The 13,012-nt window shown below is 69.4% G+C and carries 15 protein-coding genes; 11 read left to right on the top strand and 4 right to left on the bottom strand.

Annotated elements, in window-relative coordinates:
• Positions 1–86 precede the first annotated feature (86 nt).
• Together AC3ERS_RS11080 and AC3ERS_RS11075 are read left to right on the top strand one after the other, a co-directional pair.
• A complete protein-coding gene (locus tag AC3ERS_RS11080) occupies positions 87–974 on the top strand; it encodes an SDR family NAD(P)-dependent oxidoreductase (RefSeq protein ID WP_431966266.1) in 888 nt (295 codons plus the stop codon).
• A 63-nt stretch (positions 975–1,037) separates the two neighbouring features.
• On the top strand, positions 1,038–1,709 hold the full coding sequence (locus AC3ERS_RS11075; RefSeq protein WP_431966264.1) for a TetR/AcrR family transcriptional regulator: 672 nt from the start codon (positions 1,038–1,040) through the stop codon (positions 1,707–1,709).
• A 125-nt stretch (positions 1,710–1,834) separates the two neighbouring features.
• Here AC3ERS_RS11075 and AC3ERS_RS11070 read toward each other — a convergent pair whose 3' ends face one another.
• The 3 genes from AC3ERS_RS11070 to AC3ERS_RS11060 all read right to left on the bottom strand — a co-directional run bounded on the left by AC3ERS_RS11070 (position 1,835) and on the right by AC3ERS_RS11060 (position 6,800).
• Entirely contained in the window at positions 1,835–2,563 is a 729-nt protein-coding gene (locus AC3ERS_RS11070; protein ID WP_431966262.1) for a TMEM165/GDT1 family protein, read from the bottom strand.
• 552 nt (positions 2,564–3,115) lie between these two features.
• The gene (htpG, locus tag AC3ERS_RS11065; protein WP_431966260.1) at positions 3,116–5,074 is read right to left on the bottom strand and encodes a molecular chaperone HtpG; all 1,959 of its coding nucleotides are present in this window, start codon (positions 5,072–5,074) and stop codon (positions 3,116–3,118) included.
• Positions 5,075–5,120: 46 nt separating this feature from the next.
• The gene (locus tag AC3ERS_RS11060; protein WP_431966769.1) at positions 5,121–6,800 is read right to left on the bottom strand and encodes a TM0106 family RecB-like putative nuclease; all 1,680 of its coding nucleotides are present in this window, start codon (positions 6,798–6,800) and stop codon (positions 5,121–5,123) included.
• Positions 6,801–7,103: 303 nt separating this feature from the next.
• Between AC3ERS_RS11060 and AC3ERS_RS11055 the strand changes: the two genes are divergently transcribed.
• The 9 genes from AC3ERS_RS11055 (at position 7,104) to rraA (ending at position 12,633) form a co-directional block, all read left to right on the top strand.
• Complete coding sequence (locus tag AC3ERS_RS11055) at positions 7,104–7,733, top strand: DUF6474 family protein (RefSeq protein WP_431966258.1); 630 nt, start codon at positions 7,104–7,106, stop codon at positions 7,731–7,733.
• 14 nt (positions 7,734–7,747) lie between these two features.
• Positions 7,748–8,467, top strand: a complete 720-nt coding sequence (locus tag AC3ERS_RS11050; protein ID WP_431966256.1) for a hypothetical protein — start codon at positions 7,748–7,750, stop codon at positions 8,465–8,467.
• A 39-nt stretch (positions 8,468–8,506) separates the two neighbouring features.
• Positions 8,507–9,157, top strand: a complete 651-nt coding sequence (locus AC3ERS_RS11045; protein WP_431966254.1) for a YcnI family copper-binding membrane protein — start codon at positions 8,507–8,509, stop codon at positions 9,155–9,157.
• A complete protein-coding gene (locus AC3ERS_RS11040) occupies positions 9,154–9,699 on the top strand; it encodes a copper resistance CopC family protein (RefSeq protein ID WP_431966252.1) in 546 nt (181 codons plus the stop codon). The genes AC3ERS_RS11045 and AC3ERS_RS11040 overlap by 4 nt, the downstream gene beginning before the upstream one ends.
• Before the next feature lie 7 nt (positions 9,700–9,706).
• Entirely contained in the window at positions 9,707–10,636 is a 930-nt protein-coding gene (locus tag AC3ERS_RS11035; RefSeq protein ID WP_431966250.1) for a CopD family protein, read from the top strand.
• Between the two features lie 37 nt (positions 10,637–10,673).
• Positions 10,674–11,129 (top strand): SRPBCC family protein, encoded by a 456-nt coding sequence (locus AC3ERS_RS11030; protein ID WP_431966248.1) that lies wholly within the window; start codon positions 10,674–10,676, stop codon positions 11,127–11,129.
• A gap of 54 nt (positions 11,130–11,183) precedes the next feature.
• The gene (locus AC3ERS_RS11025) at positions 11,184–11,564 is read left to right on the top strand and encodes a DUF5313 family protein (RefSeq protein WP_431966246.1); all 381 of its coding nucleotides are present in this window, start codon (positions 11,184–11,186) and stop codon (positions 11,562–11,564) included.
• Positions 11,565–11,659: 95 nt separating this feature from the next.
• Positions 11,660–12,025 (top strand): DUF5313 family protein, encoded by a 366-nt coding sequence (locus tag AC3ERS_RS11020; RefSeq protein WP_431966244.1) that lies wholly within the window; start codon positions 11,660–11,662, stop codon positions 12,023–12,025.
• A gap of 122 nt (positions 12,026–12,147) precedes the next feature.
• Positions 12,148–12,633: a ribonuclease E activity regulator RraA gene (rraA, locus tag AC3ERS_RS11015; RefSeq protein WP_431966242.1), complete on the top strand. Its 486-nt coding sequence runs from the start codon at positions 12,148–12,150 to the stop codon at positions 12,631–12,633.
• Positions 12,634–12,643: 10 nt separating this feature from the next.
• Here the strand turns inward: rraA and AC3ERS_RS11010 are convergent, their stop codons facing one another.
• Entirely contained in the window at positions 12,644–12,865 is a 222-nt protein-coding gene (locus tag AC3ERS_RS11010; protein WP_068066219.1) for an RNA-binding S4 domain-containing protein, read from the bottom strand.
• Between the last annotated feature and the right edge of the window lie 147 nt (positions 12,866–13,012).

The raw sequence follows: 13,012 nt of genomic DNA, 5'->3' as shown, positions 1-13,012 counted from the left end.
AGAGACAATGCATGACATTCTCTCACGCCGCGCGCGAGGCGAACATATTTGCGAACATTGCTGTTCATCGGTGGTATCGTCGCCGCATGAAGCTGTTCTCCGGCCCAGTCGTCGCCGGTAGAAGGGTGTTGATCACCGGGGCGGCGCGAGGCATCGGGGCCGCGCTGGCCAAGCAGCTGCACGCGCACGGGGCGTCGGTCGCGCTGCTCGGACTCGAACCCGACCTGCTGGCGGAGGTGGCGCGCGAATGCGGCGACGCCCCGTGGCGCTACTGCGACGTCGGCGACCATGCCCAAGTGGAGCGGGTGGTGACCACGCTGGCGAGCGAGCTCGGCGGCTTGGACGTGGTGGTCGCGAACGCCGGTGTGGCCAAGCAGCTGGCGCTGATCGGCGGAGATCCTTCGGTGATGGAGGAGACGCTGGCGGTGAACGTGCTCGGCGTCTACTACACGCTGCGCGCCGCGGGCCCGCACATCTGTCACGCACAGGGCTACGCGCTCATCGTCTCGTCGCTGGCCGCCGCCGTGAATCTGCCGCTGGCGGGCGCGTACAGCGCGTCGAAGGCCGGCGTCGAGGCGCTCGGCCACACCCTGCGCCACGAGATCAGGCACACCGGCGCCAAGGTCGGCATCGCGTACTTCGCCGAACTGGACACCGACATGACCGCTCGCGGTTTCGGCACGGCAGCGGCGCGCGCCATCCTCGGCCGCGCCACCGTCTCCGGCGTGGCGCCGCTCGGACCCGCCATCGACGCCACCGAACGGGCCATCGCGCGCCGCCACCGCCAGATCGTCTCGCCCTGGTGGGTGGCGGTGGCGCTGCCGTTCCGCCCGCTCGCCCAGCGCCTCGTGGACGCCACGCTGCGCCGCGGAGTGGCCGAGGCGCTGGAGATCGCCCGCGCCGAGGACGCGCCCTTCACCACCGATCAACCCAGCAGACCACGCAGAATGGAGCGACCCGCCCGAGGGGCGTGACGCCGGTCGCCCGGCGCCGCGCTCGCCGAACACCTGCCCCACCGAACCGTCCGGAGCCACCGCATGACCGACACCCAAGGCACCGCCCGCCAACTCCCCAGGGGCAGGCACGGTTTACCTCGGGAGCAGGTGATCGCGTCGCAGCGGGATCGGATCCTGGACGCGATGGCCGAGACCATGGCGGTCACCGGCTACGTCGGCACCTCCGTCGCGGCGGTCCTCAAACTGGCGGGCGTCTCCCGGGAGACCTTCTACGAGCAATTCCGTTCCAAGGAGGACTGTTTCACCGCCGCCTACGAGCGGGCCGTCGAGCGGCTGGTCGTCCGGATCGCGGAGGCATCCGGACCGCTGGAGGACGAAAACGGCACGAGCGAAACGAATCTCGACCGGATGGGACGTCTGCTCGACGCGTATTTCGAAGGGCTGATCGAGGACCCCGCCTACGCCAGGCTCTACTTGGTCGAGGTCTACGCGGTGGGTTCCGACGCGCTGGCGCGCCGCGCCCAACTCCAGGACTCGTTCGTCGCGGTGATCGCCGAGGTGCTCGACGCCCGCAGCGAGGAACAGCGGTTCGCCTGTCAGACCTTCGCCGCCGCGGTGAGCGCGATGGTCACCGCGCGGATCGCTGCGGCTGACCTGGAAGGACTGCGGGGCCTGTGCGCGCCGCTGCTGGATATGGTGCGGCGGAGTGGGGATCTGTACGGGTCGGCGATAGTCGATGAGGTGCGGGCCTGAGGTCTCAGCGGTATCGCGCCAACTCCGTGGTGGCGCGAATCGCAAGGATCACCCAAGAAACAACGTCCGCCAACGCGACAACCCGCCGACCGGACGAGCCCCCGACCGAACCCGGGGCGGGGCCCTCACCCCTGCGGGCGCACACCCTCCGCGACAACTCCCTCAACCTGGCCACTGAGCCTCTCCCCGCGCGAACGCCCCCGCCGCACGAGCAGCACGACACCCACTACCACCGGCGTGATCGCAGCAAGCCCCGCTCCCGCCAGTACACCCATCGACGGCACCGCCGCACCGAGCAACGTCGCACTTCCGAAGTACAGGAACAGCAGCCCGGAGCAGATGCCGATCAGTCGTTCGGGCAGATGCTTGCCGACCGCGATGCCGACGGCGATGGCGAGGGCGTCGGCGGCGACCATGCCGATGGTGGAGCCGAGCCACACGCCGAACCAGCTGTTGTCGGTGGCGAGGGCGGCGGTGGCGAACATGGTGCGGTCGCCGAGTTCGGCGAGGAGGAAGGCGGAGAGGACCACGAGGAACGGGGCGGCGGTGGAGCGGGGTGGCCGCGGCTCGGCGTCATCGTCGGGAGCGCCGAGGTGTTCGCGCAAGGTCCACAGGCCGACGGCCAAGAAGGTGAGGGCGGCGACCAGTGAGATGGCCCGGGTGGGCAGGGCCGCGCCGAGGAAGTAGCCCACGGCGACCGAGATCAGGTGCACGCCCGCTGTGGCGGTCGCGATGCCGCCGAGAACCACCCACCAGCGATAGCGCAACGCGAACGTCAACGCCATGAGCTGGGACTTGTCTCCGAGTTCGGCAAGGAAGACGATGCCGATGCTCAGCAGGATGGTGGCGATCATGTGTGGCGCACTCCCGGTCTCCGGCCTGCCTGCCGGAGATCTGGGTACGCCTCCGGCCGACAACGTGTGGTTGTTCAGGCCGAAGGTCTCGCCCACCGGATGAAAACCCGGTTCACACAACCGGACCCGAGCCTCGGGGAGGCAGCGGGCCAGTATGTCGACTGCGTGATTGGGGGCTACTCCCCTTCGCTGTCTCCGACCCTACCCCAGCAACCTTCCGCACGCCAACCCGCTGTAAGCCAAATCGCAATGCGCACAATAAGTTTGGAGCACCTGTCAGCGAGTTTCGGTAACCCTTACGAACCCTTCAGCAAACCCTTATCGCCGATGCAGGGACGCTGGACGAAGACATCCGGGTACCCCGTCCGGGACCCACCGCGAACAAGGCAGGCACCGGCCCACGGTCGCCGCCCTGGCGACGTCGCCACACCCTTCCCATACGCCGCACACAGCCGCCGCCTCTGTGCGGCGTATGCGGCATGTGTGGGAGGGGCCCATGGGAAACGACGAAGGCCCCCTCCCGATGCGGGAGGGGGCCTTCGCGGAGTGCGTTTACAGCGTGCGAGTGAGGCGGTCGGTGAGGATGTGAGCGAAGCGCGCCGGGTCCTTCAGCTCGCCGCCCTCGGCGAGCACCGCGGTGCCGTAGAGGAGCTCGGCGGTTTCGGTGAGTTCCGGGACCTTACCCTCGTCCGCGTCCTGCTTGCGGGTGTCGTACGCGTCGCGCAAGCCGGTGACCAGCGGATGGGTCGGGTTGAGCTCGAGGATGCGCTTGGTCTCCGGGAGGATCTGGCCCGAGGCCCGGTACATCCGCTCCAGCATCGGCGTGAAGTCGAAGACGTCACCGACCAGGCAGGCGGGCGAGGTGGTGAGCCGGTTGGAGAGGCGCACCTCCTTGACGCTCTCGTCGAGGGTCTTGCCCAGCCAGGTCAGCAGCTCGGCGAAGTCCTTGTCCTGCTGCTCGCGCAGCGCCTCGGACTCCTTCTTCTCCTCCTCGGTCTCCAGATCCACCTCGCCCTTGGCGATGGACTGGAACCGCTTGCCGTCGAACTCCGGCACCGAACCGACCCACATCTCGTCGACGGGATCGGTCAGGATGAGCACCTCGAGACCCTTGGCCGCGAGCGCCTCCATGTGCGGGGAGCTCACCACCTGCTGGCGGGACTCGCCGGTCATGTAGTAGATCGCGTCCTGGCCGTCCTTCATCCGCTCGACGTACTGCGCGAGCGTGGTCAGCTCGGCCTCGGAGTGCGTCGAGGAGAACGAGGAGACCTGCAGGATGGTCTCGCGGTTGTCGAAGTCCGAGAGCAGGCCCTCCTTGAGGACGCGGCCGAACTCCGTCCAGAAGGTCTGGTACTTCTCCTGATCCTCGGCGCCCTGCAGCTCCTTCACCGTCGAGAGCACCTTCTTCACCAGGCGCTTGCGGATCATCTGGATCTGCCGGTCCTGCTGCAGGATCTCGCGGGAGACGTTGAGCGAGAGATCCTGCGCGTCCACCACACCCTTGACGAAGCGCAGGTACTCCGGCATCAGCTCTTCGCAGTTGTCCATGATGAACACCCGCTTGACGTAGAGCTGCACGCCGCGCTTGTGCTCGCGGGTGAACAGGTCGAACGGCGCGTGCGACGGAATGAACAGCAGCGCCTGGTATTCGAACGTGCCCTCGGCCTTGAGCGGAACGATCTCCAGCGGGTCGTCCCACGCGTGGCTGACGTGCTTGTAGAACTCCTTGTACTCCTCTTCGGAGACCTCGCTCTTCGGACGCGTCCACAGCGCTTTCTGCGAGTTGAGGGTCTGCTCCTCGAGGACCGTCTTCTCCTGCTTGTCCTCGCCCTCGCCCTCGGTGACCGTCCGCTCCACCTGCATGCGGATCGGCCAGGCGATGAAGTCGGAGTACTTCTTGACGATCTCCCTGAGCTTCCACTCCAGGGTGTAGTCGAAGAGGTGATCCTCCTCGTCGGCGGGCTTGAGCTCCAACGTCACCGCGGTGCCCTGCGGCGCGTCGTCGACGGCCTCGATGGTGTAGATCGAGCTGCCCGCGCCCGCCTCCCAGCGGGTGCCCTCGGTCTCGCCCGCCTTGCGGGTGGTCAGGGTGACCTTGTCGGCCACCATGAAGGTCGAGTAGAAGCCGATGCCGAACTGGCCGATCAGCTCTTCGGCCGCCGCGTCGGTCTTCGCGTCCTTCAGCTGCTTGCGCAGCTCCGCGGTACCCGACTTGGCGAGGGTGCCGATCAGGTCGACCACCTCGGCGCGGGACATGCCGATGCCGTTGTCTCGGACGGTGAGTACCCGGTTGTCCTTGTCGACCTCCAGCTCGATGTGCAGGTCGGACGTGTCGACGTGCAGGTCCTTGTCCTGGAAAGACGCCAGCCGCAGCTTGTCCAGCGCGTCGGAGGCGTTCGAGATCAGCTCCCGCAGGAACGTGTCCTTGTTGGAGTAGACGGAATGGATCATCAGCTCGAGCAGCTGATGGGTCTCTGCCTGGAACTCGAGTTGTTCGACGTGCTGAGTCACGTCGCGATGGTACCGCCGCGGGCCGACGGCACGGACGCACGCCCGATCAGGCGCCGCGGCCGAAGGAAGACGCCGCGCCGCGGCCACCGGCGGGCAACTCCGGCGCACGCCCGAAGTCGGCCAGGGCGGGCACCTCCAACTCGGCGCAGTGCGGGTTCGGCACCAGCGGCGACATCCATTCGCGCAGCACCTGGGTGGCCCGCACGTCGTCCTCGTTGTATTCGAGCAACCGGGTGCGCTGGGTCGGATCGGGTGCACCGTCGTAGCCGACGGCTTGGCGGTACCAGCTCATCGACGCCTCGCCGCCCGCCTCGGGATCGCGCCAGGAGAAACCGGCCACCGGCGCGATCTTCTTGAGCCCCTTGCCGTTCGGGCAGATGAACTGGTCGGTCACGGCCTGGAACATGTCGACCCACTCGGGTCCGTCCACGAACGCGCGCACCTGGTCCACCGTCGGCACCCCGGGACGCCCGGCGAACCGGCGCGCCGACTCGTACAGCCACTTGTCCTCTGCGGTGCGCGAATAGCAGTAGGCGGCAAAGGTCTTCCCTGCCGTCGCGGCCTCGGCGCGCACCGTCATCAGCCAGGTCCAGAACTCGCCGAAGGAGCGGCCCTCGTCCTCGGTCGGCAGCGGGTCCCAGGTGACGAACGGGCGGTAGCGCCCGTCGAGCAGGGTGCCCCACAGGTACGCGCCGTGCTCCTGGAAGCTCTCCAGGTCCACGTCCACCTCGACGTCGGCGCGGCGCACCTGCACCCGGTCGTAGCGGCGCACCAGCGGCGCGCCCGCGAGCCAGGCGCGCGCGGTGACCACGGCCTCGTCGAAGGGGCCGTGCTGCCAGTCCTCCGGGTCGTCGCCGGTCCACGCCGCCAGGTCGTCGATCGTCTCCACACCGTGGCCGCGCAGCACGTCGGCCCGCGAGCCCGGCGCGACCAGGCTGACGTCGCGGTGCTCGGCCAGCCAGCCCTCGCAGCTCGCTCCCTCGACTCCCCGTGTCCACCAAGGGCATTGCCTGCATTCGGGCACCTTGGACGGCACCGTCGGCAGCTCGCCGCGCACCACCGCGATGCGGTCGGCGTAGCGGCGGTCGTATTCGTCGAGCAGCGGGCCGAGATCGTGGACGAGGATGCGGTCGAAGTGGTAGCCGATGACACCGCCGACCAGCGACGGACTGGCCAGCCCGTGACGTTGCAGCATCCGGTAGAGGTGGGCGAGGCGCTGCTGGTCGCGCGGCTGCTGACGCAGCTTGCGGGCCGGATCCGGGCGCGGGTCCCAGCGATACGGGTCCGAGGTGGTCGGATGGAACTCGGCCGGTTCGGGTTTGCGTGGATCGGTCACCTTGTGGTTGACCACGATGACCGGGATGTAGCCGCCGCGATCGCGGTCGCGCAGCAGGATCTCCGAGCCGCCGCGTCTGCCGGTGTCCGGTTCCTGTGGCAGCAGCCCGCCCCAGATGTTCTGCGCCCCAGCGGCGCACGCGCTCATGGTGGCCGCGGCGCGATCCGACGCCCGCAGCGTGGGGTCGATGATCAGCCAGTTGTCCGGATCGGCGGCGACGAGCGCGTCGCGGACCCGATTGCGATGCGCGGTCGCGGCCTCCCGCCGCTGGCGCACACCCGGATCCTCGAGTACGCCCGTGAGCATCTGCGGGTGGGCCGCGTCAAGGTGCAGCCGGTGCCTGCATCCGATCAACGCGCGCGCATCGATGAACGCGACCTGCGCGTTCACGATCGGACCGCTCTCGATCGGCGCGTTTTCGACCGGCTCGTTCTCGATCGGCGCGTCCTCGATCGGCGCGGCGGCGAGCTCGCCCGACCGGTCCGCGGCCGAGCCGTCCACCTTGCGACCCTCGCGGTCACCGCTGCCCGAATACACGTATGCAGTATGGTCCAGACCCCCGACAGGACATGGCGTGCCCTCGCTGCCGCCGCCGTCGACCGGATAAGGTGGGCGCAAACCGCGTGGTAGACGGCAGACGGCCTCGCGCCGACAGCGCTGCCCTGGCACACAGCATTGACGGAGGGCCTTCCGATGGGGTTGTTCACGAAGCGCAAGCGGCGTCCGAGTCGCCGGGCCGAGGCCAAAGCCCTCAAGCACAAGGCGGCGATGGAAGCCAAGCTGTTCGCGAAGAACGATCGCAAGGCCAAGCGCGCCGAGGCCCGCACTCAGGCCAAGGTCGCCAAGCAGCAGATCGCCACCCTGCAGGCCGAGGAGAAGGCCGCGCTGAAGGTGGCCGCCAAGGCCGAGCGTGACGTGTTCAGCGCGGGCCAGGTGCGCAAGTACCTCGGCGTGGCCCGTGTGCTCGTTCCGGTGCTCGCGCCGCTGGCCTACCGCGGCGCCACCTTCGTCCGCGGCCAGCTCGACACCCGTCGCGCGCAGCAACTCGGCATCGGCATCGACCAGCTCGGCGATTACACCGGGCACGGCGCGAAGCTCCAGGCCCGCCTCGCCAACGCCGAGGCCGCGCTCGGCAAGATCGACGACAAGGGCGACGGGCAGAAGTTCGTCATCGCCACCCGCGCCCGGCTCGACAGTCTCGGCGCCGCGGTCCGCACCGCCGAACAGATGCCCGCCGCGCGCAGGCGCGCCGTGCACACCTCCATCTCGCACGAGCTGTCCGGCATCGAGGCCGACGTGCTCGCCCGGCTCGGCGTGAGCTGAATGCCGTCTCCGCGATGAACCCCGGCCCGAGTACCGGCTGGCCGCGCGGCGGCCTGGTCGGCGCGCTGGTCGGTCTGCTCAGCGTTGCCGCGCACGGCGCCGCGGGCGGGGGCTATCCGGATTCGCCGGAATCGGCCCTGCTGCTGACGGTTTCGGCGTTGGCGGGGTGCGCGGCGACGAGTTTCTCGCGGAGCTCCGACCGATCCCGCAGCACGATCGGCCGCGGTCGGCTCGGGCTCCGACGCGGTGATTGGCACGGCGATCGGCTCAGCACCCGACGCGGCGATCAGCACAGTGCCCAGCTCAGCACCCGACGCGGCGAATGGCTCGAGGGTGCTCGACGCCGTGCGGGACAGGCGCACGCCGCCGCGCCCGTGTTGGGTGCGCTCGCGGCCGGACAACTCGCCGGGCACGCGGTACTGACCGGCCTGCTCGGGCACGCGCACGGCGAGCGCGTCTCGCACATCGCGCGCGACGACGCACCGCTGGCGGGTTTCCTGCCGACCGGCTGGATGCTGTGCGCGCATCTTCTCGCGACCCTCGCCTGCGCGGTCGCGATCCTGGCCGCCGAACGTCTCTACGGGATCGTCTCCGGCGCGGCCCGAGCCATCCTCGGCGAACCTCGGCATCTCCCGGTCGCGAGAGCGGGCCGCTGGGCCGATCACCGGACACCGACCTACCGCTTTCCGCCGCGGGGACCGATCGGGCCGCGCGCGCCACCGGCGTTCGCCTGATCCGCGCACCCCAATTCCTTTCGGACAGAAAGCCTCCCCATGCGAAGTTCTCTTTCACATGCCTGCGGTGCGGTGGCGACCGTTGGTTTCGTGCTGCTCTCCGGCGGTATCGCCGCCGCGCACGTGACGGTCGACGCGCCCGGCGCTCAGCAAGGCAAGTACTCCGTCGTCACCTTCCGCGTACCGACCGAATCGGACACCGCGTCGACGACCGCGCTCACCGTCACGCTGCCCAACGTGCGCAGCGCGCGCACCGAACCCATGTCGGGCTGGACCGCCCGGGTGGAACGCAACGACAAATCCGAGGCCGTCGCGGTGACCTGGACCGCCGACCCCGGCGCGCCCGGCGTGGGCCCCGGCCAGTTCCAGCGTTTCGTCGTCTCGCTCGGCCCGCTGCCCGCCGCGGAGATGGTGAGCTTCCCGGCCAAGCAGACCTACAGCGACGGCAAGGTGGTCGACTGGAATCAGCCCGTCGGCCCGGACGGCGCGGAACCGGAGCACCCGGCGCCCACGCTGACCCTCGCGGCGGGCTCGGGCGATCACGCCGACGGCCACAGCGTCGACAACGGCGCGGCCGCGCAGGACGACAGCACCGACAACGCGGCGCGCTGGCTCGGCGGCATCGGCGTTGCCCTCGGCGCGCTCGGTGTCGCATTCGGACTCGGCAGCCTGATCGGGAGGCGCTCATGAGGACCATCCGACGTCTCGGCGCCGCGCTGGTCGCCGTACTGCTGCTGTTCGGTGTCGGGCTGGCCACCGCTGCCGTCGCCGCCGCGCATTCCGGCGCCGTCGGCAGCGTGCCGGAGGACGGCTCGACTGTGGACACCAGCCCGGGGCGGATCAGCGTCACCTTCAACGAGGAGTTACAGCCGAACTTCCCGTCGCTGACGCTCACGGGTCCGGACGGCAACCTCTGGTCCAAGGGCGAGCCGGTCGTCGACGGCAAGACGGTGAGCATCGAGGTCGGCGAGCTCGGCCCGGTGGGTGACTACGTCATCGCCTACCGCGTGACGTCCGCCGACGGTCACCCGGTCAGCGGCAAGCGGACGTTCACGCTGAGCCAGCCCGGCAAGGGCACGCCGGGCCCGCGTGCGGACGCCAAGGGCAGGGCCACCGAGGATGACGGCTCCGACGGAATCCCGGTGTGGATCTTCGTGATCGGCGCGGTCGTGCTGTTCGGCGGCGGTCTCGCACTCGCGCTGATCGGCTTCCGCGGCGGGCAGCGCCGATGAGCACGCGGTGAGCAGCGGGGCGACCGGCGTCCGCGACACGGGAGCGCTGCTGCTGATCGTCCCGGCCGGGCTGCTCGGTGTCGGGTTGGCTTGGCTGCTCACCACGGGATCGGCGCCCGCCGAAGGCGCCGTGCGGGTCATCGCGGACGGTCTGGGCGCGACGGTGCTCGGACTCGCCGCGCTTCCCCGTGTGCACGAACGGCTGGCGCCGCCGTGGCGCATGCTCGCCGCGCTGGCCGGCGCCTGGTGCGTGACCGAGTTCGCGGTGCTCGTCTTCGAGGCGGCCGAGGTGGTCGGCGTTCCCGTGCGACGGCTGGCGGCAGGCCAGTTCGGCACCTTTCTCACCGAGATCAGCGGCGGTCAGGTCGGCATCGCCATCCTGATCGCGACCGCCGCGGTGGCCGGCTATTCGACGCTGGCCTTCCGCGGCGCGGGCACGGCCTCGACCGACCTGGTACTGGTATTCGCCGCCGTGGCGGTGGCGCTGCGCCCGATCACCGGGCACATGTCGCAGCAGGCGTTCGGCTCGGTCCTGGCCGCCGTGCACGCCCTCGCGGCCGGGGCCTGGTTCGGACTGCTGGTCGCGCTGGCGCTGGTGGTCCGCACGCGCGGCGAATGGGCGGCGACACTGCCGCGGTACTCGGCGGTGGCTTTTCCGCTGATCGGCGTGGTCGCGGCGACGGGCGTGGTGAACGGACTCGTCCGGCTCGGCGGTCTGGGCCCGCTGTTCGACACCGGGTACGGCCGCATCCTGCTGGCCAAGACCACGGTGCTCGCGGTGCTGCTCGCGCTCGGCTGGTGGTGGCGGCGCACCTGGGTGCGCCGCGCCGCCGACCATCGGATGGACGCGGCGAGCTCGCTGCGCCGCGCCGTGCTCGAGGTGACCGTCATGGCCGTGGCCTTCGGTTTGGCGGCGACCCTGGCCGTCACAGCGTGATCCGCTACCGCAGGGGAAACCCGTTACAGTGGCCCGCATGACCGAAGTGAAGATCGTCGAAAACTGTGCCGCGACGGCCGAATCCGCGTTCCAGTACGTCAACGATTACCGGAACCTGCCGAGCTTCCTGCATGGCATTCAGTCCTTCACGCCGGTCGGCGAGCAGACCGAGGGCGTCGGCGCCGTCTTCGACGGGCACATGAAGCTCGGTCCGGCCTCGCTGCACTCGCGCGTCGAGGTGATCCGCTGGGAGCAGAACTACGCCATCGGCATCAAGTCGATCAAGGGCTTCGAGATCGTGTCGACCTTCCTGTTCCACCCCAAGAGCGACGCGCTGTGCACCGTCGATGCCATCATCGACTTCCGGGTGCCCGGTGGTCTGGCGGGCAAGGCGCTCGGCAAGACCATCGAGCCGTTCGTGAAGATCGCGGTCAAGCACACGACGGACAATCTCGTGAAGGAGATCGCCGCGTACCACGCCGCCCGCGCCTGACCTCGCGCCGGGCGAAGGGCGGGAAAACCGCGCGGCCAATGGGATGCTGAAACCATGAGCGAGCGCACCACCCCGACCTTCGCCCAGCGGATCGGCTACATCTGGGGCCGCACGCTGCCCCCGGCGATGTCGGAGTGGGTGCGCGCGGACCTGACCGGCCCCGGGGCCACCCGCCGCTACCTGGTGCGCATCCTGGTGCCGATCATCCCGGTGCTGAGCCTGTTCCTGCTCGTCCCCGGCCCGCTGTGGATGGGCTTGGCGATGATGGCGCTGCTCTATCTGCCGCTGATCTATTTCACGGTGGCGCTGATGTACGTCTACCGGCGGCACCGCCTGATCAAACACGGACTCGACCCCGCGCTGGCCGACGCCGACGCCAGGGAGCGGTCCGCCGCGGACCGGCTGGCCTACGAGCGCAAGCACGGCCGCGCCTGACGCCCGCTCGGCGGCCGGAAAACGCATGGTCGGACGGCGGTCGACCGCCGCCGCGACGCTGGCGGTGACTCATCTCACGGGCATAGCCTGTAGACATGAAGAAACCCACATTCGGGCAACGGATCGCCTACGATCTGGGCCGCGAGCTCCCGGAGGAGCTGCACGAGTGGGTCGTCCACGACCTCGTCGGACACGGGGCATCGGAGCGGTACCTCGTCCGCTTCCTCGTGCCGATCATCCCGTTCTTCGCGCTGGTGCTGCTGTTCCCCGGACCGATGCCGCTCAAGATCGGCATGATCGTGATGATGATCGTGCCGCTGATCGTCTTCACGGTGGCGCTGACCTACGTGTGGCGCCGCTTCCGCTTGATCCAGCACGGCCTGAGCCCGGACCTGTTGGACCACGGCCGGATCTCCGACATCGATCGCGAGAAGTACGAACTGCGCTACCGACACCATTGACGCCGGACATCATCCGAACACCGGTGACCGCCCCGGCAAGCCGCCGAGAGCGACAGCGACCGAGCTCACATCGAGCAACCGGCCGCGGCCACCCTTCGGCGCGCCACCCCTAAGCTGACACCGTGACCGAATCAGTGAACATTGCCACCGCCGATCTGGCCGACGAGATCGGCCCCGAGATCCGCAGCTGCGACACGCAGTTCATTCAGTTCGGCGGCCGCGAGGTGTTCTCCGGACGCATCACCACCATCCGCTGCTTCCAGGACAACCTGCTGGTCAAGCAGACGCTGAGCGAACCGGGCAACGGCGCGGTGCTGGTCGTCGACGGCGGCGCGAGCGTGCACACCGCGCTGGTGGGCGACATCATCGCGGGCCGCGGCGTCGACAACGGCTGGGCAGGCGTGATCGTCAACGGCGCCGTCCGCGATTCGGCGATCCTGCGCACCCTCGACATCGGCATCAAGGCGCTGGGCACCAACCCGCGCAAGAGCACCCAGACCGGCAGCGGTGAGCGCGACGTGACGGTCGAGTTCGGCGGCGTCACCTTCGTGCCCGGCGAGGTGCTCTACAGCGACCACGACGGCATCGTGGTGCGCGCCGAATCCTGAACGGCCCCGGCTAGTCCGGGGCGACCCGCGCCTTGTGTCCGGCGAGGGCGACGACGTCGCCGACGTGCAACTGCCGTCCGCGCCGTAGTTCGACCTCGTCGTTCACCCGGACCAGGCCCGCGGCGATCACCGTCTTGGCCTCCGAACCGGAATCGATCAGATTCGCCAATTTCAGGAACTGACCGAGCCGAATGACGTCGTCATCAATCGGCACATCGACTGGATCCGACATGGCGTACATCCTCGCGCCAGGAACCCCGGATCGGCAAACCGCCTGCCAGCACGCACTTAGGCGGAGGCATGCGCCAACCTGAGCCGGGAGAATTCTCGACCACCTCGAGGGCGAGTCTTACGAGCCCGTTCGCTGCCCGTCTCGCGT

The sequence above is a fragment of the Nocardia sp. bgisy134 genome (genome assembly GCF_057708325.1).
This window is presented reverse-complemented; position numbering and strand designations above follow the sequence as displayed.

Coding starts and splice junctions, on each gene's coding strand:
- AC3ERS_RS11070 (WP_431966262.1), bottom strand. CDS start 2,563: ATGATCGCCACCATCCTGCTGAGCATCGGCATCGTCTTCCTTGCCGAA.
- AC3ERS_RS11030 (WP_431966248.1), top strand. CDS start 10,674: ATGACCGAAGTGAAGATCGTCGAAAACTGTGCCGCGACGGCCGAATCC.
- AC3ERS_RS11010 (WP_068066219.1), bottom strand. CDS start 12,865: ATGTCGGATCCAGTCGATGTGCCGATTGATGACGACGTCATTCGGCTC.
- AC3ERS_RS11055 (WP_431966258.1), top strand. CDS start 7,104: ATGGGGTTGTTCACGAAGCGCAAGCGGCGTCCGAGTCGCCGGGCCGAG.
- AC3ERS_RS11020 (WP_431966244.1), top strand. CDS start 11,660: ATGAAGAAACCCACATTCGGGCAACGGATCGCCTACGATCTGGGCCGC.
- AC3ERS_RS11050 (WP_431966256.1), top strand. CDS start 7,748: ATGAACCCCGGCCCGAGTACCGGCTGGCCGCGCGGCGGCCTGGTCGGC.
- AC3ERS_RS11075 (WP_431966264.1), top strand. CDS start 1,038: ATGACCGACACCCAAGGCACCGCCCGCCAACTCCCCAGGGGCAGGCAC.
- AC3ERS_RS11045 (WP_431966254.1), top strand. CDS start 8,507: ATGCGAAGTTCTCTTTCACATGCCTGCGGTGCGGTGGCGACCGTTGGT.
- AC3ERS_RS11025 (WP_431966246.1), top strand. CDS start 11,184: ATGAGCGAGCGCACCACCCCGACCTTCGCCCAGCGGATCGGCTACATC.
- AC3ERS_RS11040 (WP_431966252.1), top strand. CDS start 9,154: ATGAGGACCATCCGACGTCTCGGCGCCGCGCTGGTCGCCGTACTGCTG.
- AC3ERS_RS11080 (WP_431966266.1), top strand. CDS start 87: ATGAAGCTGTTCTCCGGCCCAGTCGTCGCCGGTAGAAGGGTGTTGATC.